This is a genomic window from Streptomyces sp. NBC_00510, from assembly GCA_036013505.1.
GTDB lineage: Bacteria > Actinomycetota > Actinomycetes > Streptomycetales > Streptomycetaceae > Actinacidiphila.
Genome location: CP107851.1, coordinates 9637024 through 9657286 on the forward strand (window position 1 = coordinate 9637024; position 20263 = coordinate 9657286).

20 protein-coding genes and 2 pseudogenes are annotated in these 20263 nt (G+C 73.0%); 7 read left to right on the plus strand and 15 right to left on the minus strand.

The annotated features are described in order from the left end of the window. Positions 1–41 precede the first annotated feature (41 nt). Entirely contained in the window at positions 42–950 is a 909-nt protein-coding gene (locus OG937_43995) for a LysR family transcriptional regulator (GenBank protein ID WUD78193.1), read from the minus strand. Positions 951–1348: 398 nt separating this feature from the next. Here OG937_43995 and OG937_44000 point away from each other — a divergent pair. The 4 genes and pseudogenes from OG937_44000 to OG937_44015 all read left to right on the plus strand — a co-directional run bounded on the left by OG937_44000 (position 1349) and on the right by OG937_44015 (position 4534). Beyond that, positions 1349–1531: pseudogene (locus tag OG937_44000) on the plus strand (dimethyl sulfone monooxygenase SfnG). A gap of 65 nt (positions 1532–1596) precedes the next feature. Continuing rightward, positions 1597–2154, plus strand: coding sequence for an NADPH-dependent FMN reductase (ssuE, locus tag OG937_44005; protein WUD78194.1), 558 nt, complete (start codon positions 1597–1599; stop codon positions 2152–2154). After that, positions 2151–3347: an SfnB family sulfur acquisition oxidoreductase gene (locus OG937_44010; GenBank protein WUD78195.1), complete on the plus strand. Its 1197-nt coding sequence runs from the start codon at positions 2151–2153 to the stop codon at positions 3345–3347. Before ssuE ends, OG937_44010 begins: the two co-directional genes overlap by 4 nt. Before the next feature lie 26 nt (positions 3348–3373). Then, positions 3374–4534: an LLM class flavin-dependent oxidoreductase gene (locus tag OG937_44015; protein ID WUD78196.1), complete on the plus strand. Its 1161-nt coding sequence runs from the start codon at positions 3374–3376 to the stop codon at positions 4532–4534. 90 nt (positions 4535–4624) lie between these two features. On the opposite strand, the gene OG937_44020 is transcribed toward OG937_44015, so the two are convergent. The 12 genes and pseudogenes from OG937_44020 to OG937_44075 all read right to left on the minus strand — a co-directional run bounded on the left by OG937_44020 (position 4625) and on the right by OG937_44075 (position 15682). Continuing rightward, the gene (locus OG937_44020; protein ID WUD78197.1) at positions 4625–5251 is read right to left on the minus strand and encodes a hypothetical protein; all 627 of its coding nucleotides are present in this window, start codon (positions 5249–5251) and stop codon (positions 4625–4627) included. A gap of 523 nt (positions 5252–5774) precedes the next feature. After that, complete coding sequence (locus tag OG937_44025) at positions 5775–6749, minus strand: hypothetical protein (protein ID WUD78198.1); 975 nt, start codon at positions 6747–6749, stop codon at positions 5775–5777. Between the two features lie 108 nt (positions 6750–6857). Continuing rightward, positions 6858–7369, minus strand: a pseudogene (locus tag OG937_44030) (response regulator transcription factor). A gap of 118 nt (positions 7370–7487) precedes the next feature. Next, the gene (locus OG937_44035; protein WUD78199.1) at positions 7488–8156 is read right to left on the minus strand and encodes a pyridoxamine 5'-phosphate oxidase family protein; all 669 of its coding nucleotides are present in this window, start codon (positions 8154–8156) and stop codon (positions 7488–7490) included. Positions 8157–8502: 346 nt separating this feature from the next. After that, on the minus strand, positions 8503–9135 hold the full coding sequence (locus OG937_44040) for a CBS domain-containing protein (GenBank protein WUD78200.1): 633 nt from the start codon (positions 9133–9135) through the stop codon (positions 8503–8505). A 364-nt stretch (positions 9136–9499) separates the two neighbouring features. Further along, positions 9500–10420: a universal stress protein gene (locus OG937_44045; GenBank protein ID WUD78201.1), complete on the minus strand. Its 921-nt coding sequence runs from the start codon at positions 10418–10420 to the stop codon at positions 9500–9502. 21 nt (positions 10421–10441) lie between these two features. Beyond that, positions 10442–11104, minus strand: a complete 663-nt coding sequence (locus tag OG937_44050) for a pyridoxamine 5'-phosphate oxidase family protein (protein ID WUD78202.1) — start codon at positions 11102–11104, stop codon at positions 10442–10444. Positions 11105–11129: 25 nt separating this feature from the next. After that, entirely contained in the window at positions 11130–12197 is a 1068-nt protein-coding gene (locus tag OG937_44055; protein ID WUD78203.1) for a zinc-dependent alcohol dehydrogenase family protein, read from the minus strand. Between the two features lie 118 nt (positions 12198–12315). Next, on the minus strand, positions 12316–12957 hold the full coding sequence (locus tag OG937_44060) for a CBS domain-containing protein (GenBank protein ID WUD78204.1): 642 nt from the start codon (positions 12955–12957) through the stop codon (positions 12316–12318). Positions 12958–13106: 149 nt separating this feature from the next. Next, positions 13107–13874, minus strand: coding sequence for an FAD:protein FMN transferase (locus OG937_44065; GenBank protein WUD78205.1), 768 nt, complete (start codon positions 13872–13874; stop codon positions 13107–13109). Continuing rightward, positions 13867–14310, minus strand: coding sequence for an FMN-binding protein (locus OG937_44070; GenBank protein ID WUD78206.1), 444 nt, complete (start codon positions 14308–14310; stop codon positions 13867–13869). Before OG937_44070 ends, OG937_44065 begins: the two co-directional genes overlap by 8 nt. Positions 14311–14320: 10 nt before the next feature. Continuing rightward, positions 14321–15682: a ferredoxin reductase family protein gene (locus tag OG937_44075; GenBank protein ID WUD78207.1), complete on the minus strand. Its 1362-nt coding sequence runs from the start codon at positions 15680–15682 to the stop codon at positions 14321–14323. Positions 15683–15867: 185 nt separating this feature from the next. On the opposite strand from OG937_44075, the gene OG937_44080 reads away from it, so the two are divergent. After that, positions 15868–16575: a response regulator transcription factor gene (locus OG937_44080; protein WUD79069.1), complete on the plus strand. Its 708-nt coding sequence runs from the start codon at positions 15868–15870 to the stop codon at positions 16573–16575. After that, positions 16572–18005 (plus strand): ATP-binding protein, encoded by a 1434-nt coding sequence (locus OG937_44085; protein WUD78208.1) that lies wholly within the window; start codon positions 16572–16574, stop codon positions 18003–18005. The genes OG937_44080 and OG937_44085 overlap by 4 nt, the downstream gene beginning before the upstream one ends. Before the next feature lie 35 nt (positions 18006–18040). Here OG937_44085 and OG937_44090 read toward each other — a convergent pair whose 3' ends face one another. Continuing rightward, entirely contained in the window at positions 18041–18310 is a 270-nt protein-coding gene (locus OG937_44090) for an SHOCT domain-containing protein (GenBank protein ID WUD78209.1), read from the minus strand. Between the two features lie 157 nt (positions 18311–18467). After that, positions 18468–19145, minus strand: a complete 678-nt coding sequence (locus OG937_44095) for a CBS domain-containing protein (protein WUD78210.1) — start codon at positions 19143–19145, stop codon at positions 18468–18470. 205 nt (positions 19146–19350) lie between these two features. On the opposite strand from OG937_44095, the gene OG937_44100 reads away from it, so the two are divergent. Continuing rightward, positions 19351–20232 carry a universal stress protein gene (locus OG937_44100; GenBank protein ID WUD78211.1) on the plus strand — a complete coding sequence of 294 codons (882 nt, stop codon included), beginning with the start codon at positions 19351–19353 and terminating at the stop codon, positions 20230–20232. Positions 20233–20263 lie beyond the last annotated feature (31 nt).

Sequence of the window (20263 nt, forward strand, 5' to 3'; positions counted from 1 at the left end):
GTCGTCGGGCCCCGGGAGTGTCAAGGCCGCCCCGTGTCACGTCACGAGGAGGCACCGCACGCCCGGGCGTTGCCCACGAACATCCCGTGGAGATCCCGGACGGCGCGCGGGACGGAGCCGGAGTGGCGGCGCTGCACCACCAGCAGCACCTCCGTCGTGTCCCCCGCCAGGGGACGCACCGTGATCGCGCCGCTGCGCTCGAGGGGGTCGCCGACGACACTGAAGTCCGGTAGCACGGCGGCGCCCAGACCCTCGGCGACCATCAGCTTTCCCATCTCCGCACCGTCGGTGGAGTACGAGAAGGACGGCGTCCGCCCGCCGAGCAGACGGTGCACGAAACGGTGCATGACGTACCCGGACCGCATCACGACCAGCGGCTCGCCCAGGAGGCTCTCGGTGTCGACCGCGTCCAGCGCCGCCAGCGGACTGTCGGGACGGATGCACACCACGGGACGGCCGCGCAGGAGCTCGGTGGACTCGATGCCCGGCGGCATGTCGTCGCCCCGCAGGTAGTTCACCAGCCCCAGGTCGAAGCCACCCTCCAGCAGCCCGCGGTGGATGTCCGCCTGCTGCGCGCCGACCACCTCGACCTGGGTGACCGGGTGCGAGGCCCGGAACTCGCGCACGGTCGGGATGAGCAACGGGACGGTGGCGCTGTTGACCGTGCCGAGCCGGATCATGCGGCTGACGCGGTGCTGCTCCCCGGCCGCCCCACGGAGCCGGTCGACCGCGTCCAGCACGCTCAGGATGTGGGGCAGCAGCTCCCTGCCCTCGTCGCTGATCTTCGCCCCCGACCGCTTGCGTTCCAGCAGGTCCACCCCGAGCTCCCGCTCCAGGTTCCGTACGGTCTCACTGAGCGCGGGCTGGGACAGGTGCAGTTCCTCGGCGGCACGCCGCAGCGATCCGGACCGTGTGACGGCGGCGATGTACTCGAGCTGTTCGATGCGCACGGCACGAGAGTGCCGTCGGCCGCCGGCCGGGTTCAAGGGAATCCCTGTCACAGCCTCGTGAATACCGTCTCTCAGCATGTGGAATCGCATCCGGGCGTTCTTGACCGGCCGGAGTTCCTGCTGTTCCATCGAAGACATGAAGCGACAGGACCTCACGCGGCGACGCCATGTCGACCTCCAGCGTGTCTCCAGCTCCTTCTGTCGCCGCCGGGCCTGAACGCGCCCGAGGGAAACCCTCGCACGCACGTCGACCTCTCCGTGAATTCCTTCCGCGGCCGTCCTCTGCCGTGATCGCGGCCCGCCCGGGACCGTCTTTCCCGCGCGCCTGAATTCCAGTCGACGAATCCTCACCGCCCTCACACGCACTGATCCGTGCGCACCTTCGCCAGGAGACCCCCATGCCCGCACCGCCCTCGACCGACCCCGTCCGTTTCGCCTACTGGGTGCCGAACGTCAGCGGCGGACTGGTCACCAGCACCATTGAACAGCGCACCGACTGGGGTTACGACTACAACCGCGAACTGGCCGTGCTCGCGGAGGACAACGGGTTCGACTACGCGCTCAGCCGGGTCCGCTACATGCCGGCTACGGCCGTCCTCACCGGCACCGCCCACTGACCCCGCCCCGACACCTGGAAGGTCCCGGTATGGCCACCGTCCTGTCCGTCTCCGGAAGCCCCTCCGCAACGTCCCGCACCGCGCGGCTGCTGCGCCACCTGGACGACCGGCTCACCGCCCAGGGGCACGAAGTGATCCCGCTGGACGTCCGCACACTCCCGGCCGAGGCCCTGCTGCACGCCGACTTCGGCCATCCGGCGATCGTCGAGGCCGTGGCCCTCTTCGCCCGGGCGGACGGCGTCGTGATCGGCACCCCCGTCTACAAGGCCGCCTACTCCGGGCTGCTGAAGTCGCTGCTCGACCTGCTCCCGCAGTACGCACTCGCGGGCAAGACCGTCCTCCCGCTGGCCACCGGCGGCACCACCGCCCACGTCCTGGCCATCGACTACGCCCTGCGCCCCGTGCTGAGCTCCATGAACCCCGCGCACATCACACCGGGCTGGTTCACCCTCGACAAGGACCTCACCGTGGGCGACGACGGCACGCTGACCGTGGCCCCCGCCTCGGCCGAGGCACTGCGTCAGGTCACGGACCAGTTCTCGCGTGCGCTCGGTGGCCACCCCACCTTCCTGGCGGCCACCGGATGAGCGCCGCGACCACCATCGCCGACGACGCTGCCGCACTCGCCGTCGCCGCCGCACTCGCCGCCGACTTCCGCAAGGGCGCCGCCGAGCGGGACGCACGGCGCAGGCTCCCGCGCCCGGAGCTGGAACGGCTGTCCGCCTCCGGCCTCCTCGCGGTGACCGTGCCCGCCGAGTTCGGCGGCGCGGACGTCAGCACCGGGACGCTCGCTGGCATCTTCCACCTGCTGGCCGCCGCCGATCCCAGTCTCGCCCAGATCCCGCAGAGCCACTTCGTGTACGTCAACGTGCTGCGCCGGCAGGGCACCCGAGAGCAGAGGGAGTTCTTCTTCCGTGAAGTGCTGCGCGGAAAGCGGTTCGGCAACGCCCAGTCCGAAGCGGGCACCCGGCACGTGCAGGACATCCGGACCCGGCTCACCCGGCTGCCGGACGGCACGTACGCGCTCGACGGCGTCAAGCACTACTCCACCGGCGCCCTGTTCGCCGACTGGATCCCCGTCCTCGCCCGCGCCGACGACGGCGACCTCCACGTGGCGTACGTGCCGCGTGACGCGCCCGGTCTCACCGTCGTGGACGACTGGGACGGCATGGGGCAGCGCACGACCGCCAGCGGCACCGTACGCCTGGAGTCGGTGCCCGTTCCCGCCGAACGGGTCGTGCCCCACCACCTCACCTTCCGGGGCCCGCAACTGCACGGCGCCGTGGCCCAGTTGCTGCACACCGCCATCGACGCGGGGATCGCCGCCGGCGCGCTGGCGGAGGCCGTGGAGTTCGTCCGCACCAAGAGCCGCCCCTGGTTCGAAAGCGTCGAGGAGGGGCACGAGACCGCCGCCGAGGACCCGCTGCTCATCCAACGGTTCGGGGAACTGGCCATCCGGGTACGGGCCGCCGACGCGCTCCTGGCCGCCGCGGCGAAGGCCGTGGACGCAGCGCGTGCCGACCTGACCGAGACCTCGGCCGCCGAGGCCTCGATCGCGGTGGCCGCGGCCAAGGTGACGGCGGCCGAAGCCGCGGTGGAGGTCGCGAGCGCCCTCTTCGAGGTCTCCGGCACCCGGTCGGCACTCGACTCCCTGGGCCTGCACCGTCACTGGCGCGACGCCCGCACCCACACCCTGCACGACCCGTCCCGCTGGAAGGTCCAGCACATCGGCCGGTACGTGCTCAACGGCACCAGGCCGCCCCGCCACGGCCTGCTGTGACGGACCACCCCGATCGGAGAGTCCACGTGTCCCTCACCTTCCACTGGTTCCTGCCCACCAACGGCGACAGCCGCCACGTCGTCGGAGGCGGCCACGGCACCCCGGCCACCCGGTCCGGCCGCGACCGACCGCCGACGGTCGCCTACCTGAGCCAGATCGCCCGCGCCGCGGAGGACCTCGGCTTCGCCGGCGCGCTCACCCCCACGGGCGCGTGGTGCGAGGACGCCTGGCTCACCACGGCCATGGTCAGCCAGCACACGGAACGGCTGAAGTTCCTGGTGGCCTTCCGGCCCGGCTTCGTCTCGCCGACGCTCGCCGCCCAGATGGCGTCCACCTTCCAGCGCCAGACCGGCGGACGGCTGCTCCTCAACGTCGTCACCGGGGGCGAGAGCCATGAGCAGCGGGCGTACGGCGACTTCCTGGACAAGGACGCGCGGTACCGCCGCACCGGTGAGTTCCTGGAGGTCGTGAAGGGGCTGTGGGAGGGCAAGTCCGTCGACCTTCGCGGTGAGCACCTCCAGGTCGAGGGCGCGAAGCTCGCCAGGGTGCCCGACCCGGTTCCCGAGGTGTACTTCGGGGGTTCCTCACCGGTGGCCGGCGAGGTCGCCGCCCGGCACGCCGACGTCTACCTGACCTGGGGCGAGCCGCCCGCGCAGGTCGCCGAGAAGATCGCCTGGATCCGGGGCCTGGCGGCCGGACAGGGACGCACCCTGCGCTTCGGCATCCGGTTGCACGTCATCACGCGCGACACCTCCGAGCAGGCCTGGGCCGAGGCCGACCGGCTCCTGGACGGTTTCGACCCGCAGACAGTCGCGGCCGTCCAGGCCGGACTGTCCCGCAGCGAGTCCGAAGGCCAGCGGCGCATGCTCGATCTGCACCGCGGCGGCAGCCGGGACCGCCTGGTGGTCCACCCCAACCTGTGGGCGGGCATCGGCCTGGTGCGCGGTGGCGCGGGTACTGCGCTGGTCGGCAGTCACGACGAGGTCGCCGAGCGGATCAAGGAGTACCACGCCCTCGGCATCGAGGAGTTCATCCTCTCCGGCTATCCGCACCTGGAGGAGGCGTACTGGTTCGGAGAGGGGGTCCTGCCGAAACTCCAGGCACAGGGCCTGTGGCGGCACCCCTTCGGCAGCCCGGCGGCCGACTCGGCGCAGATTCCCTTCGCGGACGCCGGAAGAACACCGTGATCCCCCCCTGAGCGCCGGCCACCTTCTCGCAAGCCGTCAGGGCCCGGGGAGCGGAGCTCTCCGGGCCGGTGGCGGGCATTGCGGTGGGTGTCAGCGGAGCCAGGCGTGGTCGCGGACCAGGGGCAGCCGGGCCCAGACGCGGCCCAGACCCCAGGTGGTGCCGGCGGAGGCGGCGGCAAGGGCGACCAGTACGACCGCGTAGACGAGGTGGTAGTCGGCGAAGGGGTTGGCCGACATGCTGGGCGATCCGTCGGCCAGGTGCCGGGCCGGGGGCCACTCGGCGACCCACATCAGGGCCATCATCGCGGTGCCGGCCACGGCGGAGATCCGCAGCGCCACACCGGTCGTGACGGCGACGCCGATGCCGAGCAGACCGAGCATGAACAGCCAGTCCGCCCAGCCGGCACCCGCCCAGGCGTGGAAGGCGGACCGCAGCGGGCCGGCCGCGACGCCGCTGAGGAACCCCCGGGTCGGCGAGCCACCGTCGATCCAGCCCTTGCCGGAGCCGGTGGCGTAGCTGAGACCGAAGGCCTTGTCGAGGAAGGCCCACAGGAAGACGAACCCGGTCAGGACGCGCAGGACCGCGAAGACGTAGGCGCGGACGGCCGTGGCGGACGTGGCAGCAGCCTCGCCGGACGGTGCGGTGCCGGTGCCCGCCTTGCGCCGTGCGGGGAGGCGCAGGCCGGTGTGCCGCTGGGGGTGTCCTTGGATGGCCATGGTGCTGATCCCTTCCGATCCGGGAGGAGGGTTAACCTGGTGGATTTCGTTGCGTGTTCACTGTCCTGCGTGGCAGGGGAGGTCCGCCGTGGGCCGAAGGCCCATCGGCATGGGGCCGAACGTCCCTGCTGCGGCGCCCGGTTGGGGTCCCTCGTGCTTCACCGCGGTCGGCCTCCGCGGGGCCACCACGCTCCGGTCGCGTCGCGAAGGACAGTTACCGCCGGCCATCGCGCCTCCGCGGGACCGACCCGTCAGGGACTGCGCGTGCGCATCGCCGAGGCGGTCGAGGAGGCGGTGGCCGCCCTCGAGTTCACCCCGCCACGGCGCATACGGCCTCATCGACACCGACGTCCCGCCGCCGTGGCCGACGACGGGACGGGGCTGCCCGAAGGCGGCCGCCGTAGCGGACTGCCGAACCCGGTGCAGCGGGCGGGAAGCCCGGCGGGTCGTTCACCGCCCGCCGGCGGCCGCCCTGGGGAACGCACCTGGAGTGGAGCGTGCCGCTCGGCAGGCAGCCGGAACGTCACGTCCCCTCCACGACCTCCGTCGCTGACATGCGCGGGCTTGCCGGGCCCTGAGGGCCGTATCCGAGTCGGACCAGCATCTGGACGTGTCCAGGCCCGCCTTCCGCGCTGCGCAGCGCCCAGCGAAGGTCGGGCCACTCCAGCGCCTGGTGCAGCAGGGACGCCCGTACCCGGTGCGCCGTGGCCACCAGCAGGACGTGCTCCAGTGCCTGGCCGGCCCGCAGCCAGTCCGCGCGCCGGTCGTGAGCGGTGGACAGCACCGCGATCAAGGGTTGCCGCTCGAAGACCGCGGAGGGCGGCTGGTTCTCCGGGCGGAGCGCGGAGAAATCCCGCATGGGCAGCTGGGCCGAGGCGTCCCGCGGGCCGAGGGCCGTCGGCGGCAGGCCGTCCGGAGCGTCGTCGCGGATCCAGCTCCGGCTCTCCGCGCGGCGCGCGGGGTCGATGACACCACGCTGCTCCGCCTCCTCGGTCAGCCGCAGCAGCCGTCGCGTCTCCGCGGCGTCCGGAAGGTGGAGCCTCGCCCCCTCCGCCTGGGCGGCGTCCGTCAGTTCGGCGATGACCGGTCCCGGAGGCCGCTGCGACGAGAAGGGAGCGCGGCTGCTGTGCCGGCGCCACAACGCCTGGTACAGGTCCGCGTGGTGCCCACCACCGCTGCGGGGCGGCCCGGCCAGTCGTACCGAGGCCAGTAGGTCCGGCTGCGCCGGGACGGGCAGCAACCGGACGACGGGTTCCCAGCCGAAGTGGGCGACCGCGACCCGCAGGTTGAACACCGCGGCACCGACGGACACGTGCAGCGCCCTGCCCAGGGGGTCGGCCTCACGCAGGCCGCGCTCACCCGCGGCACGGACCAGGATCGTGGCGGTGTCCGGCTCCAGCCGGAAGCGCCACGGCTGGCTGTTGTGGAAGGACGGTGCGGCGACGGCGGCGGAGACGAGTCTCTCCAGCGTGGCCCCGTCGAGGTTCGTGGGCATCATGGCGCTCTCCTCCCGGACCGGGAACGGGATCCGGTTCCAGGTTGCGGCTCCGCCACTGCGTCGGGTGAGGGGCCGGTCGTCCCGGAGGCCGGGGCCACTCGGCACGACTCACCGCGGGGCTCGGCCTCGGCACGGGGGGCCGGGCTGGTGCTGGGTGGCGAGCACGGCGGCCTGGATGCGGCGCTCGACGCCGAGCTTGGCCGGCATCCGGGAGATGTGGTTGTTGACCGCCTTCTCCGACAGGGACAGCCGCGGCCCGGTCCGCCGGTTCGTCAGTCCCTCGCCGATCAGCTCCTGGATCTCCCGCTCGCGTGGGGTGAGCGCGGCCACTGTCTCATCCCGTGGACTCGCCGGTTCTTCTTGGTGAGGGAGGCTGTTCATCAGCCGGGCGGTGGTCGCCGGGTCGCGTATCGACTGATCCGCTTCAGCACGTGGCCGGCACCGGCCATGATCGCGTCCAGCAGGGCGCCGTCGTCGAAGGACGTCAGCATCAGGCAGGCCAGCCCCGGCATACGCGAGCGCAGCTCCCGGCAGACGCCGATGCCGTCGCCGTCTGGAAGGTGCACGTCGAGCATCGCCACGTCCGGCCGCAGTGCCGGGCCGCGGGCGAGTGCGTGGCCGACCGTGCCGGCCCCTGCCCTGTGTGTGCCGTGCTGTTGTCCCGCGTTCCGGTGATCGTCACCGTCGAGGACCGGGTGCGCCAGGGCCGAATCGACCCATCGCAGCGGAGCGGGCAGGTCAGGGGACGTCGATGCGTCGGCCGCTCACCGTTCCCGCCTCGATCCGCACCCACTCGCTGCGGTCGTCGTCGCCCGGCCACGGACCGCTGTACGCCTGCCGGGCGAGGTGCCGTACCGCCTCCGGGTCCTCGACACGCCTGGCCCTGCCGCGCACCAGGACGCTCCAGCCCTGACTGAGCGCCTCGTCCACGTGGTCCACCTCGAAGACGACCTCCGTTCCGGTGACCCCGGCCGGCCCGGAACCGGGGGCGGTCCTGAAGACGACGGACCGGTCGACGACGGTGTAGTTCACGGGCAGGATGGCCTCGCGACCGGGAGTGGTCACCGCGATCCGGCCCACACCGTGGCCGTCCAGGCGCGACCAGCACTCCTCGGCGGAGAGTTCCACCAGGCGTGCGTGGGACGAGGCGCGTCCGAGGCGGCCGGGCGGAAGGTCGGCCTCACCTCCGTTGAGCGCGACGACCGTCGTGTCCAGGACGGCCGCGAGGGTGCCCAGCGTTCCCGGACCGGGAGCCGCGGTGGACTGTTCCTCGATGAACCGCAGATAACTGGTGGCCATGCCGGCCCGGGCCGCGACCTCCTCACGGGTCAGGCCCAGCTCGTCGCGCCGTTTGGCCACACGGCGCCCCATGTCACCAGGGGCGGCCGGAAACGGGTTCCGTGCCATGCTGCTCACGTCCTTCGTCCCGAGGCTCCGAGAGACCGCGCACTGCCGCGTGCGGGGTCGGACCCTTCCGATGGTCGTCCGCCGGCGGCCGCGGAGACAGGGCCGAACGGGCCCCACAGCCGGTGAGAACGGCCTGCTCGCCCACTCGATCGGGCTCTTCGGCCCGTGCTCCTCGACTTAGGCTTCGGCGACCGCCGTCGCGGGGAAAGGAGGTGCGGCCATGGGCCGCGTGAACTTCCGGCGGTGGCGGCGCAATCCGTTGCGACGCGGGACCGATGTCGAGGAGGCGTGGGCGGGATGGGTGGCGGCGGGCCCGACCATCCCTGCCGAACGCGTGCGGCGTAGGTCAGTCCCACACGGCGTCGACGACGCCCTCCACGGCACGTGCGAACCGTGACGCCACGGGAACCAGGGACGGGTCGCCCGGCGCGCCGGAAAAGTGGACGACGCCCCCGTCGACGCGTGCCCGCACCGACGAGGGTTCGCCGGGGAAGAGGTACCCGGCGATCTCGCGGTTGACCTCCTCGGCGATCTCCTCGTCCGGTCGCAGGAAGACTTTCAGCAGGTCGCCCCGGCTGACGATGCCGCACAGCATGCCCTCACCGTCGATGACCGGCAGGCGCTTGACGTTGCGGAACGCCATGGCGCGCGCCGCCTGGGCCAGCGTGGCGTCGCTGTGCACGCACACGGCGGGGGCGCTCATCAGCTCGTCGGCGGTGGTGGCGCCGGCCTTGCCCAGATCCGGCAGCCGTCGCATCTGCTCGTCGCGGGAAGGGGCGCTGTCGCGGTACTCCTCCTTGGGCAGCAGGTCGGCCTCGGAGACCACACCGACGACCCGGCCCTCGCCCTCCAGTACGGGCAGGGCGCTGACCTTCCAGCGCCCCATCGTCATGACGATCTCCTTGAACGACGCGTTCCGGCCGACGGCGACGACGGACCGGGTCATCACGTCGCTGACGATGTGGGGGCTGCCGTGCATCAGTTCCTCCTCGCGGGATGGGCCCGGGCAGGCAGCGTGGGGTTCCGCTGCCCGGGCCCGTAGAGGTCCAGCAGACGGGTGCGGGTCTGCGGCGGGCGGTGGGGCACATGGCGGGACACGGCCCGGCCGAAGGCCGGATCTGCCTCGCAGAGCCGAACTCCATCAGGCCCTGCCGCGCCTGGGCCGGCACCTCCGTGATGCAGCCCGTCGAGGTGATGTGGCGGGAGTCGACCGGGCGGCCCTGGCGGCGGCCCTCGCCTACATCCTGTGCCCCGGAACCCGGCGTCCGCAGGGGCCTACCGGCCCCTTGTCGGGGCCCGGCCGGTACCGAAGGCGTCAGACCGCACGACGGGGGACCCGGCGGTCAGCCGATCGGGACCAGGACGACGGGGCAGTGCGCGTGATGCAGTACGGCATGGGTGACCGGGCCCAGGTGCAGCCCCAACGGACGGGTCTCCCGCCGGTGGGCGCCGACCACCAGCACGTCCGCCGCGCGGCTCGCCTCCACCAGGGCGGCCGCAGCGTGTCCTGGAACGGAGTCCACGCGCACGGCGACATCGGGGAAGCGTTCGGCGACCTTGGACACGGCGAACCGGGCGAGTTCCTTGTGCTGGCGGGCCTGGGAGGCCAGGTCCTGGCCGCGGGAAACGGGCCACTCGCCCAGGGAGATGTGCGGGTGGGTCCACGTATGCAGCACCCGAAGTCTTGCGCTGCGTCGTCCGGCCTCCTCGAAGGCGAACAGGGCGGCCTCAGCGTCGCTTTCGTCCTCCAGACCGAGCAGCACCTTGTCGTGCAGCAGCCCGCGCCGGGCGGCCGTGTCCTCGCCGCGGACGACCATCAGCGGGCCGGCGGTGTGGGCGGCCACCCGCAGGCTGACGGAACCCAGGAGCAGCCCGGCGAAGCCGCCACGGCCGCGGGTGCCGACGACGGTCAGGGCCGCGGTCCGGCCCAGGCGGACCAGCGCGGAGGCAGCCGGCTCGGCCGCCTGCTCCAGCGCGACGGACAGCCCCGGGTGCCGGTCCTCCATGCGTGCGGCGGCCACGTCCAGGACCGTACGGGCCGCTTCGCCCCGCGCGCGCTCACGATCGGCGTCCAGGCCGAATCCGACCTCGCCCGGATCGGGCCACGGCAGGCCGAGCACGATCCGCAGCGCGGTGTCCCGCCGGTGTGCCTCGGCGGCGGCAACGTCCAAGGCGCGTACGGCGGGATCCGACCCGTCGAACCCCACGACGACGTCCCCGTGCGGTGGGCGGAGCAGCTCCGCTCCGTATCCGGTGCCGGTCATCCCCGTCCCCTTGCCGTCATGTCAGCCGACCATGATGCGGCGCCCCGTTATGGTCGCCGGGGTGATCCGCACCCACAGGTCGCGATCCCAGCCGGCCCACGGCCCCGTGTACGCCCGGTCGTCGAGCCGCCGGAGGCCCGCGGGGTCGGTCACGGTGTGCGCCATGCCACGGACGAGGACGCTCCAGCCCTGGCTCAGGGCGTCGTCCACCTCGTCCACCTCGAAGGCGCACCTGGTGTCGGAGGCCTCCGCGGGGGTCGCTGCAGGGGAGGTGCGGAAGGCGATCGTGCCCTCGTCGACGCTGTAGTTGACCGGCAGGACGGTGAGCCCGTCCGGCATGGACAGGGCGAGCCTGCCGACCCCGTGCGTGGACAGCAGTCTCCAGCACTCCGCGCCGCCCAGTTCGACCAGTTCGGCGCGGAGTGCGGCCTGCCCGCGACCCGGCGGCAGATCGGCCCCGCCCCCGCTGAGCGCGGAAACGCTGGTGTCCAGCGCCATGGCCAGGCCGCGCAGCGTCGCGACGCCCGGAGCGGCGGTGGAGTCCTGTTCCACGTACCGCAGGTAGCCCGTGGCGATGCCCGTGCGGCGCGCCACATCCTCCTGCGACAGACCCAGTTCCGCACGGCGCATCGCGATGCGCCGGCCGACGTCCCCGGGCGCGGTGGCTGTCGGGTGCTTCGTCATGACCGCTCGGTCCTTTCCTCGGTGCTCAGCCGGCGAGCGCCACCGCCGTGTGCTGCGGGCCGCCCAGCACGACCTTGAGCGCCCCGGTGTCGGCCGCCCGGCCGAACACGTCGTAGGCCTCCGCCATGTCGTGGAGTTCGAAGGTGTGGGTGACGAGGGACGAGGCCGGAAGGCGTCCTGCCGCCATCATCCGCAGCAGGACCGGGGTGGAGAACGTGTCGACCAATCCCGTCGTGATCGTCACGTTCCTGCTCCACAGGTCCTCCAGGTGGAGCCTGGCCGGCGCGCCGTGGACGCCGACGTTGGCGAGGTGGCCGCCCGGCCGCACGATGCGCGAGCACAGTTCGAAGCTCTCGGGCAGTCCCACCGCCTCGATCACGACGTCGGCGCCGAGTCCCTCGGTCAGGTCGTGGACCAGCCGTTCGGGTTGCTCGCCGGCGTTGGCGACGGCTTCGGCCCCCAGGCGCTTGGCCGCGTCCAGCCGGGCCTCCGCCAGGTCGATCGCGATGATCCGGTCGGGGGAGTAGAGACGCGCCGTGGCGATCGCGGCCAGTCCGATGGGTCCGGTGCCGACGACGGCCACGTTGTCCCCGGGCCGCACGTGGCCGTTGAGGACACCCACCTCGTATGCCGTGGGGAAGACGTCGGCGAGCAGCACCGCGTCCTGGTTGCCCACCGAGACGGGCAGAGGGTGGAGGGAGACGTCGGCGAACGGCACGCGCACGTACTCGGCCTGCGTCCCGTCGATCAGGTGCCCCAGCACCCATCCTCCACCGCCCAGGCACTGCCCGTAGGCGCCCTCGCGGCAGAAGCGGCACCGGCCGCACCCGCAGATGCAGGAGATCAGGACCCGGTCGCCGGGACGCACCGTCGTGACAGCGGGACCGGTTTCGACGACCTCGCCGACCGCCTCGTGCCCCAGCACGGTGCCGGGGCGTACATCGGGCACGTCACCCTTGAGGATGTGCAGATCGGTGCCGCAGATGGTGACCGAGTCGACGCGGACGATCGCGTCGCCGGAGTCCTCGACGTCCGGATCCGGCACCTCCTGCCAGCGCGCCTGCCCGGGCTCCTGGAAAACCCACGCCTTCATGGCCTTCCCCTCCTTCGGACGGAGTCGTGTGCTGCTGCAAGCGTGTTGCGGGGCGCCCGGCGTCCGCTTGGGCCGGTCGGGTCCGTCGGGGGGTCCGACGGTCGCCGTCTAGGGCACCTCACACGCGGCTCGAGGTGAGGTCGAAGCGCACGTCCACGACACCCTCGACCGAGCGCACGATCCGTGCCACGACCGGGACAAGCGAGCGGTCGGCGAGCAGGCCGCTCACCGTGACGATTCCGTCGGTGGCTTCGATCTCCACCAACTGCCATGCGCCCGGCAGGAGTTCGCCCGCGAGGACGTCCCGCACGTCACGGGTGATCTCCTCGTCCGTCCGCAGGAACACCTTGAGCAGGTCGCCCCGGCTCACCACGCCCCGCAGCGAGCCGTCGGCGTCGACCACCGGCAGCCGCTTCACATGGTGCACGGCCATCGTCCGCGCCGCCCGCGCCAGCGGTTCGTCCTCGCGCACGGTGACCGCCGGGGCCGTCATCAGCTGCTCGCAGGTGACCGCGGCCGCCTTGTCCGGGCCTGTGCCGACCGGCGGGGCGTCGTCCTCGCGGTGTTCCTCCTTGCGCAGCAGATCCGCCTCGGAGACCACGCCGACGACCCGGGTCCCGTCGGCCACCACGGGCAGGGCGCTGACCTTCCACTGCTCCAGGGTCCGCACGATCTCCTTGAACGACGTGCCCAGGGCGACCGCGACGACCTTGCGCGTCATCACGTCGCCGACGGTCGCCGGATGCCGGTTGGCGTTCATGGCCGCCTCCTTCGACGAGGACGGAAGACCTCCCGCACCCAGTCTGGGGCGCGTCGGCAACCGCTGCCATGGGGCCACTTGGCCCCGTGGGCGGGCCCAATGCCCCTCGCCTCCCGGCCACCCGGCGCGCGGATCAGCGCGGTCGCCGCTCAGGGGACGTGGTTGCCGAATCCGGACGTTCGCCATGTGCGGCCGTCGGGGAGGACGGCGAGCGCCTCGTATCCGTCCAGGGCCTCCAGCCAGGCCTGGGATGCGTTGCCGCGCGCGAAGGCCGCGGTGGCGTAGGCGTCGGTCATCGTCAGGGCCGGTCCGATGACCGTGAGGGAGACCAGCTCGGTGGCCGGGGTGGCGTCGTGCGGGACGAGGATGTGGGCGCCCCGCTCCGCGGTGCCCGACGTGGCGATGGCCAGGTCCCCGCTCGCGGTCACGACGGCGAGTGGCACCCCTGGGCGCAGCGGGTCGGCAATGCCGATGTGCCAAGGTGTGCCGGGGGCCGCTTGGCCCCGGAGGCGGATGTCGCCGCCGCCGTTGACGCAGGTGTGGTGCGCGCCGGCCTCGTGGAGCATCCGGGAGGCGTTCTCGGCGGCCCACCCCTTGACGAGGCCCGAGGGGTCGAGGGTGCCGCGGGCCGTGATGCTGAACCAGCCGTCCGTCTCGTGGCTCGCCCGGGCGCACAGCTCCAGCACGTCGCGCACCTCGCCCGGACAGTCGGCGAGGCCGATCTCGCCGCGGCCGAGCCTGCTGACGGCGCTGTCGGGACGGTACGTGGAGAACACGGCGTCCACGGTGTGCAGATGGCGGACGGCACGGTCGAGGGCGTGGCGGATGGCGGACGTGGCCCGGTCCCGGACGTCGAAGGAGAAGACGGTGCCCATGACGTGTTCGACGTGGTGCAGGCCGGAGGCGGGGTTACGCACGGGCCTGGTCCAGAGCGCTCTGCAGGGACCGGACGTACCCCTGGCTGGTGTAGCTCGCCCCGGACACGGCGTCGATGCGGGCGCTCTGGGCGCCGAGGGCCTCCTGCGTCAGACGGGGCAGGGCGTAGGCGGCGATCTGCCGGTCCCTGCCGTTGCCCTCCGGCGCCTGGAGCACCCGGACGGTGGTGATCTTCCCCTCGGCGAGCACGGCGGCCACCTGCACGGTCCCGTACGGGGTGTCGACGGGCGCACCGGTGAAGGTGCCGGTGGCGGCGCCGTGGGCGCCCGCGGACGCGGGCTCCGACCGCCGGGGCGTGGGCGAGTCCGCCGAGGGATCCGGACCACCCGCCACCACGGACGGCTGGTGGGGTTTGAGGAGGAGCATCCCGGCGATGAGGGCGCTGGTCCCGGTGGTGGTGAGCACGGCGCGGCGCATGCGGTTCTCCTCAGAACGCGAACGACTCGTGGTGGATCCGGCGGGCGGGCACACCCGCGGCGCGCAGGGCCCGTACGGCGGCCTCCGCCATGGCCGGCGGGCCGCAGAGGTAGACGTCGTGACCGGCCAGCCCGGGGACGAGGGCGGACAGCGCCTGCGCGGTCAGCGGTGAGTGGTACCGCGCGGGGTCGTCCACCACGTAGTGGACCGTGGCGCCACGCCTGTGCGCTATCGCGTCGAGTTCGCTCCGCAGGGCGAGGTCCTCCGGACGGCGTGCCCGGTAGACGAGGGTCACCTGACCGGGCAGGGTCTCGAAGAGGACCCGCAGCGGGGTGATGCCGACGCCTCCCGCCAGGAGGAGGACGCTCGAAGCGGTGCGGCGGTCCGCGGTGAAGCCGCCGTAGGGACCTTCCGCCCATACGCGGGTGCCCGGGGTGAGCCGGGCCAGGGCGCCGCTGTGGCCGCCCGCGGACTTCACGGTGATGCGCAGGTGCCGAGGGTGGGCCGGGGCGGACAGGGAGTACGGGTTGGCGGTCCACCACAGCCCGCGGGTGAGGAAGCGCCAGCGCAGGAACTGTCCCGGCACACCCGCCAGCTCGTCCAGGTGCTCACCGGTGAGGTGGACGGACACGATCCCGGGTGCCTCCGGGTGGACGGCGACGACCGTGAGCCCGTGGCGGAGCCCGCGCCGCAGCGGGACGGCGAAGCGGTACCAGGCGACCAGGACGGCGGCGCCGAGGTAGAGGGCGTACCAGGCGGCCTGGGCTGCCCGGTTCCCGACGAAGTCCGCTCCGTTGGACAGCTGGTGCCCGAAGGCGAGGAAGACCGCGAGGTAGGTGGCGAAGTGCAGGTAGTGCCAGGCCTCGTAGCTCATCCTCCGGCGGGCCGCACGCGCGGAGAGCGCGCCCGTGACGACGAACAGCAGGAATCCGGCGGTGCCCTTGAGCAGGTCCGGATAGTCCAGGACGACTGTCGTGGTCTGAGCCAGGAAGGAGGTGTGCGAGGCCGCGGCGTAGCCCCAGACGATCAGCAGAGTGTGGGCGAGGGCCAGCGAGACGGTGCAGCGACCGCCCCAGGCGTGCCAGCGGGCGAGCCGGTCGGTGCCGACACCGTGGTCGAGGAGGGGGACGCGGGCCATCAGGACGAGCAGGACCGCGCAGGCGTATCCGGCCAGGAGGCCGGTGATGCGGCCCGCACCGGTCAGCCACCCCGCCGGGCCGACCACCGAGGTCGTGTCGGACCACCACAGCGCCAGTACCCCCGCGGCACCCGCCCAGATCGCGAGCGGCGCGAGCAGCGGGACGAGGCTGCGGCGCGGCCGCCGGTGGTGCAGTCCGCGACCGGTGCGGGCGGTGGTGGAGGTGGTGGCCATGGGGCTCCCAGGAGCGTCATCGTCGTCGGGCGCCCCAGCATCGCCACCGAACCTCTGTGTTTCCTCTGATCCGGGCCGCCCAGCGGGAACTCAGAGGAAACGCAGAGGTTCCCCGGGGCCTCCGGGGCACGTGCGCGAGGGATGCTGTACTCACCATGGAAGAGAGCCGCACAGCACCCCCCGGCATGCACCGGCCCGACGGGAGCCCGGTGCGCGTCCTGGTCGTCGACGACGAGCCCGATGTCACCGACGTGCTCTCCGCCGCCCTGGCCGGAGAGGGCTGCCAGGTGCGGACGGCCGCCGACGGGGCGTCCGCGCTCGCGACCGCCCGCGACTTCCGCCCCGACGCGGTCGTCCTGGACTGGATGCTGCCCGACGCCGACGGCCTGCACGTCCTGCGCGAGCTGCGGCGCGACGCCGACCGCGTGTGCGTGCTGTTCCTGACGGCCCGCGACGCGGTCGAGGACCGCGTCGCCGGCATCACGGCGGGCGGCGACGACTACGTCACCAAGCCCTACAGCCTCGAGGAGGTCATCGCCCGGCTGCGCGGTCTGCTCCGCAGGGCCGGGATGACCGCCGGGACCGACGTGGACCGGCTGGTGGTCGGCGACCTCACGATGGACGAGGAGGCTCGGGAGGTCCGCCGGGCCGGCACCCTGGTCGAACTGTCCCGGACCGAGTTCGAGCTGCTGCGGTTCCTCATGCGCAATCCGCGCCGGGTGCTCTCCAAGAGCCGGATCCTCGACCGGGTCTGGGCGTACGACTTCGGTGGCCAGGCCCACGTCGTCGAGCTCTACATCAGCTATCTGCGCAAGAAGATCGACGCGGGACGGCCCCCGATGATCCACACGGTCCGGGGCGTCGGATACGTCCTCAAGTCCGAGGCACCATGAGACGGCTTCCGCTCCGCACCCTGCGGGGACAGCTCACCGCCGGGCTCCTCGTCCTGCTGGCCGTGGCGTGCGCCGCCGTGGGCGTCACCACGGTCCTCGCGCTCCAGGGCTTCCTGCTGGGACGACTGGACGAGCAGCTCACCGCCGCCGGCGGGCGCTTCGCGGCCAGCCTGGAGCACGAGAGGACGCCCGACGCGGACAACCGCCCCGACACCCGGGGGCAGGCCGACGCGACCTTCGGTGCCCGCCTGCTGGGTGGCGACGTGACCCATGCCGCCGTGGTCGACGACGCGGCCGACCGCCCCCTGGCGCTCTCCGCCGGAGACCGACATGCCCTGACCGGCGTCCCGGTCGACGGAAGGGGACACAGCATCCGCATCGCCTCGCTCGGTGCCTACCGCGTCACGGCGGTCCGCGGCGACGACGGCGACGTCCTGCTCACCGGTCTCCCCCTGCACCCCGTGGAAGCGACGCTGCACCGCCTCGAAGCCGTGGAAGCCGTGGTCTTCGGCGCGGCGCTCCTCGCCACGGGCGTCGCCGGGACCCTGTGGGTCCGGGTCAGCCTGCGCCCCCTGCACCGGGTCACCGAGCACGCGTCCGGTGTCACCCGGCTGCCCCTGGCCAGTGGCGAGTTCGCCATGCCAACGCCCCTGCCGGACACCGACCCGCGCACCGAGGTCGGCCGGGTCGCCGCCGCGCTCAACCACATGCTCGGGCACGTGGAGGACGCCCTGGTCCGGCGCCAAGCCGGCGAGGAACGGCTCCGGCACTTCGCCGCCGACGCCAGCCACGAACTGCGCACCCCCGTCGCGAACATCAGGGGCCACGCCGAACTCGCCCTTCGCCACCGGGGCCCCGTCCCGGCCGGCATCCGCCACGCCCTCGAACGCATCCAGTCCGAGTCGCAGCGCATGACGCACCTCGTCGACGACCTCCTGCTCCTGGCCCGTCTCGATGCGGGACGCCCGCTCGAGCACGAACGGGTCGACCTGACCCGGCTCGTCCTCGACGCCGTCGACGACGCCCGCGCCGCGGGACCGGGCCACCGCTGGTCCCTGGACCTTCCGGAGGAGCCCGTCGTGGTGCCCGGGGACGGCCACCGTCTCCAGCAGGCCCTCGTGAACCTCCTGGCCAACGCCCGCACCCACACTCCGGCCGGTACGGAAGTGACGGTCGCCCTCGCCTCGGACGCCGACGGCGCACGTCTCACCGTCAGCGACGACGGGCCCGGGATCCCGGCGGAACTCCAGCCCGAGGTCTTCACCCGCTTCGTCCGTGCCGACCAGGCCCGTTCACGCAGCACGGGCAGTACCGGCCTCGGACTCGCGATCGTCCACGCGATCGTCACCGCCCACCACGGCACCGTCGAGGTCACCAGCCGCCCCGGGCACACCGCCTTCCGGGTGACGCTTCCCGTCGTGTCCGGCTGACCACCGTGTGGATCTTGCCCGCGAGCCGCGTTCGGTCACCTCGACTCCTGCCCGTGACCGGCGGCTCGCTCCAGCACCTCCAGCCTCCGCCGGTACTCCTCGTCGTCGATCTCGCCGCGGGCGTACCGCTCGGCCAGGAGTTCCCGCGGACTCGGGTCACGCCGGTCGGGAGCCCGGCCGGGACCGCCGTCGGCGGTGCGCCGCACCAGCACGGCCACCGCCAGGCCGACGAGGACCAGCAGCACCAGCCAGCCGAGCGACATCAGGGCCCAGCCCCAGCCGTTCATGTGGTCGTAGACAAACATGGCGTGCTCCTCACATGGTGCGCAGCCGGTCGTCGGTGACGCCGTGGGGCGTGGCGTCGACGGCTCGCCCGTGGGTGTCGTCAAGCCGGTGGGCACCCCTGCATGCGGACGGGGCCTGCCGGCCGGCCCTCCGACCCACGACCTTCGCCGGCACGGTTCACCGGTGCGCGGGGGCAGGGTGGACGGTGTCGTCGGCCTTGCAACCCAGTCTCGCCTCGACGTCGACGACGCCGTCCACGCCGCGGCACAGCTCCAGGACCACCGGCACGAGGCTGCGGCGGTCCACCACGCCCTCGAGGGTGACCTTCCCCTCGGCCACCTGGACGGTCACGGCGTCGGGCGCAAGTCCCAGGGTTTTCACCAGCAGCTCACCGGTGATCTCCTCACGGATGGCGCGGTCCCTGCGGAGGAAGACCCGCAGCAGGTCGGTGCGGCTGACCACCCCGACCAGCCGGCCCGTCCCGTCGACCACGGGCAGTCGCTTCACCCCTCGACGCTCCATCACCCGGGCCGCCTCGACCACGGACCACTCCGGCCGCGCGACGGTCGGCGGACTGCTCATCAGCCCCTCCGCGGTCGTGGCGGCGATGCGGGAACGCTCGCCCGGGCGCGGGTGCCGGGCGGGCAGCAGGCCGGCCGGGTCCGGCAGCCCCGCCTCCTTGCGCAGCAAGTCGGCCTCCGACACCACGCCCACCGGGCGGTCCCCTTCGTCCACGACGGGGACGGCGGTGACGTCGTGTTCCGCGAGCAGCCTCGCGATCTCCTTGAACGACGTGTCCGGCCGTACCGATACGACCGCCTTGGTCATCAGATCGCCGACGTTGCGGTGGTACATCGTCCCCGCCTCCCTGCGCGGTTGGTCCTGTACGGTCCGGTCCCACTGTCGGTCGCGTCCACCGGGGCCCGACATGGGCCGGTGGGGTCACCGCCACGGCCGGGTGTCCCTCCGGACGGGCCGAGCGGCCCATGGGCGTACCGGTCCGCGCCCGGCAGTGTCGGCGGCAACACGGCGACCACAGCATCGAGAGGCGGTGGAGGTCATGGCGCTTCCCCTGGTCGTGGGAACCGACGGCTCGGACTCCGCCCTGGAAGCGGTCGACTGGGCCGCGGACGAGGCATCAGTGCGCGGCCTTCCGCTGCGGATCGTCCACGCCTCCTTGTGGGAGCGGTACGAGGGACGGGCACTCGCCTCCACCCGGAAACCCACCGAGGAGCAGGAGCTCACCCGGCAGATCGCCGAGTCCGCGGCGGAACGGGCCCGCTTGCGCCGTCCGGGCCTGGAGGTCTCGGCAGAGGTACTGGCGGAGGACACCACGTACGGACTGCTGCGCGAGGGGACCCGTGCCAGCGCACTCGTGGTGGGCCACCGCGGCCGCGGCGAGATGGCGGGCCTGCTGCTGGGCTCCGTCGGCCTGACCCTCGCCGGCCGTGCGGAGTGCCCGGTGGTCGTGGTGCGGGGTGACCGCGACGAAAGCGGAGCCCGCGACGGCGAGCACTGGATCGTGCTCGGCGTGGGCCCGGACGAGAACTCCGTCGCGGCCGTGGAATTCGCCTTCTCCGAGGCCGAGTTGCATGGCTGCGGGGTGCGGGCGGTCCATGCCTGGCGGATGGTTCTGGGCGAGGGAGCCGAGTGGATCGGCTACGAGGACGAAGCCGTCACGGCACACCGGCGCCGCGCCGAGGAGCACCTCGACCAGGCCCTGCGCGCCGCGGCGGCCGCCCACCCAGGGGTTCGCCACCGCCGGCACACGGGCGAGGGGCATGCCCGCAAGGTCCTGCTCGAGACACTGGACGACGCCGACCTGCTGGTCGTCGGCGCCCGCCGCCGCGACAGTGCGTTCGGGCTTCAACTGGGCCCCGTCAACCACGCGATGCTCCACCACGCCCCGTGCCCGGTCGCCGTCGTCCCTCAGCCCGTGTGACCTGCGCGTGCCGCCGTCCCGCTCCTCGGGC

Bases quoted from the DNA above. Each gene is read 5' to 3' on its own strand.
- OG937_44100 (WUD78211.1), top strand. From the start codon at position 19,351: ATGGCGCTTCCCCTGGTCGTGGGAACCGACGGCTCGGACTCCGCCCTG.
- OG937_44060 (WUD78204.1), bottom strand. From the start codon at position 12,957: ATGAACGCCAACCGGCATCCGGCGACCGTCGGCGACGTGATGACGCGC.
- OG937_44035 (WUD78199.1), bottom strand. From the start codon at position 8,156: ATGGCACGGAACCCGTTTCCGGCCGCCCCTGGTGACATGGGGCGCCGT.
- OG937_44095 (WUD78210.1), bottom strand. From the start codon at position 19,145: ATGTACCACCGCAACGTCGGCGATCTGATGACCAAGGCGGTCGTATCG.
- OG937_44050 (WUD78202.1), bottom strand. From the start codon at position 11,104: ATGACGAAGCACCCGACAGCCACCGCGCCCGGGGACGTCGGCCGGCGC.
- OG937_44045 (WUD78201.1), bottom strand. From the start codon at position 10,420: ATGACCGGCACCGGATACGGAGCGGAGCTGCTCCGCCCACCGCACGGG.
- OG937_44055 (WUD78203.1), bottom strand. From the start codon at position 12,197: ATGAAGGCGTGGGTTTTCCAGGAGCCCGGGCAGGCGCGCTGGCAGGAG.
- OG937_44070 (WUD78206.1), bottom strand. From the start codon at position 14,310: ATGCGCCGCGCCGTGCTCACCACCACCGGGACCAGCGCCCTCATCGCC.
- OG937_44020 (WUD78197.1), bottom strand. From the start codon at position 5,251: ATGGCCATCCAAGGACACCCCCAGCGGCACACCGGCCTGCGCCTCCCC.
- OG937_44075 (WUD78207.1), bottom strand. From the start codon at position 15,682: ATGGCCACCACCTCCACCACCGCCCGCACCGGTCGCGGACTGCACCAC.
- OG937_44010 (WUD78195.1), top strand. From the start codon at position 2,151: ATGAGCGCCGCGACCACCATCGCCGACGACGCTGCCGCACTCGCCGTC.
- OG937_44040 (WUD78200.1), bottom strand. From the start codon at position 9,135: ATGCACGGCAGCCCCCACATCGTCAGCGACGTGATGACCCGGTCCGTC.
- OG937_44025 (WUD78198.1), bottom strand. From the start codon at position 6,749: ATGATGCCCACGAACCTCGACGGGGCCACGCTGGAGAGACTCGTCTCC.
- OG937_44085 (WUD78208.1), top strand. From the start codon at position 16,572: ATGAGACGGCTTCCGCTCCGCACCCTGCGGGGACAGCTCACCGCCGGG.
- OG937_44090 (WUD78209.1), bottom strand. From the start codon at position 18,310: ATGTTTGTCTACGACCACATGAACGGCTGGGGCTGGGCCCTGATGTCG.
- OG937_44080 (WUD79069.1), top strand. From the start codon at position 15,868: ATGCACCGGCCCGACGGGAGCCCGGTGCGCGTCCTGGTCGTCGACGAC.
- ssuE (WUD78194.1), top strand. From the start codon at position 1,597: ATGGCCACCGTCCTGTCCGTCTCCGGAAGCCCCTCCGCAACGTCCCGC.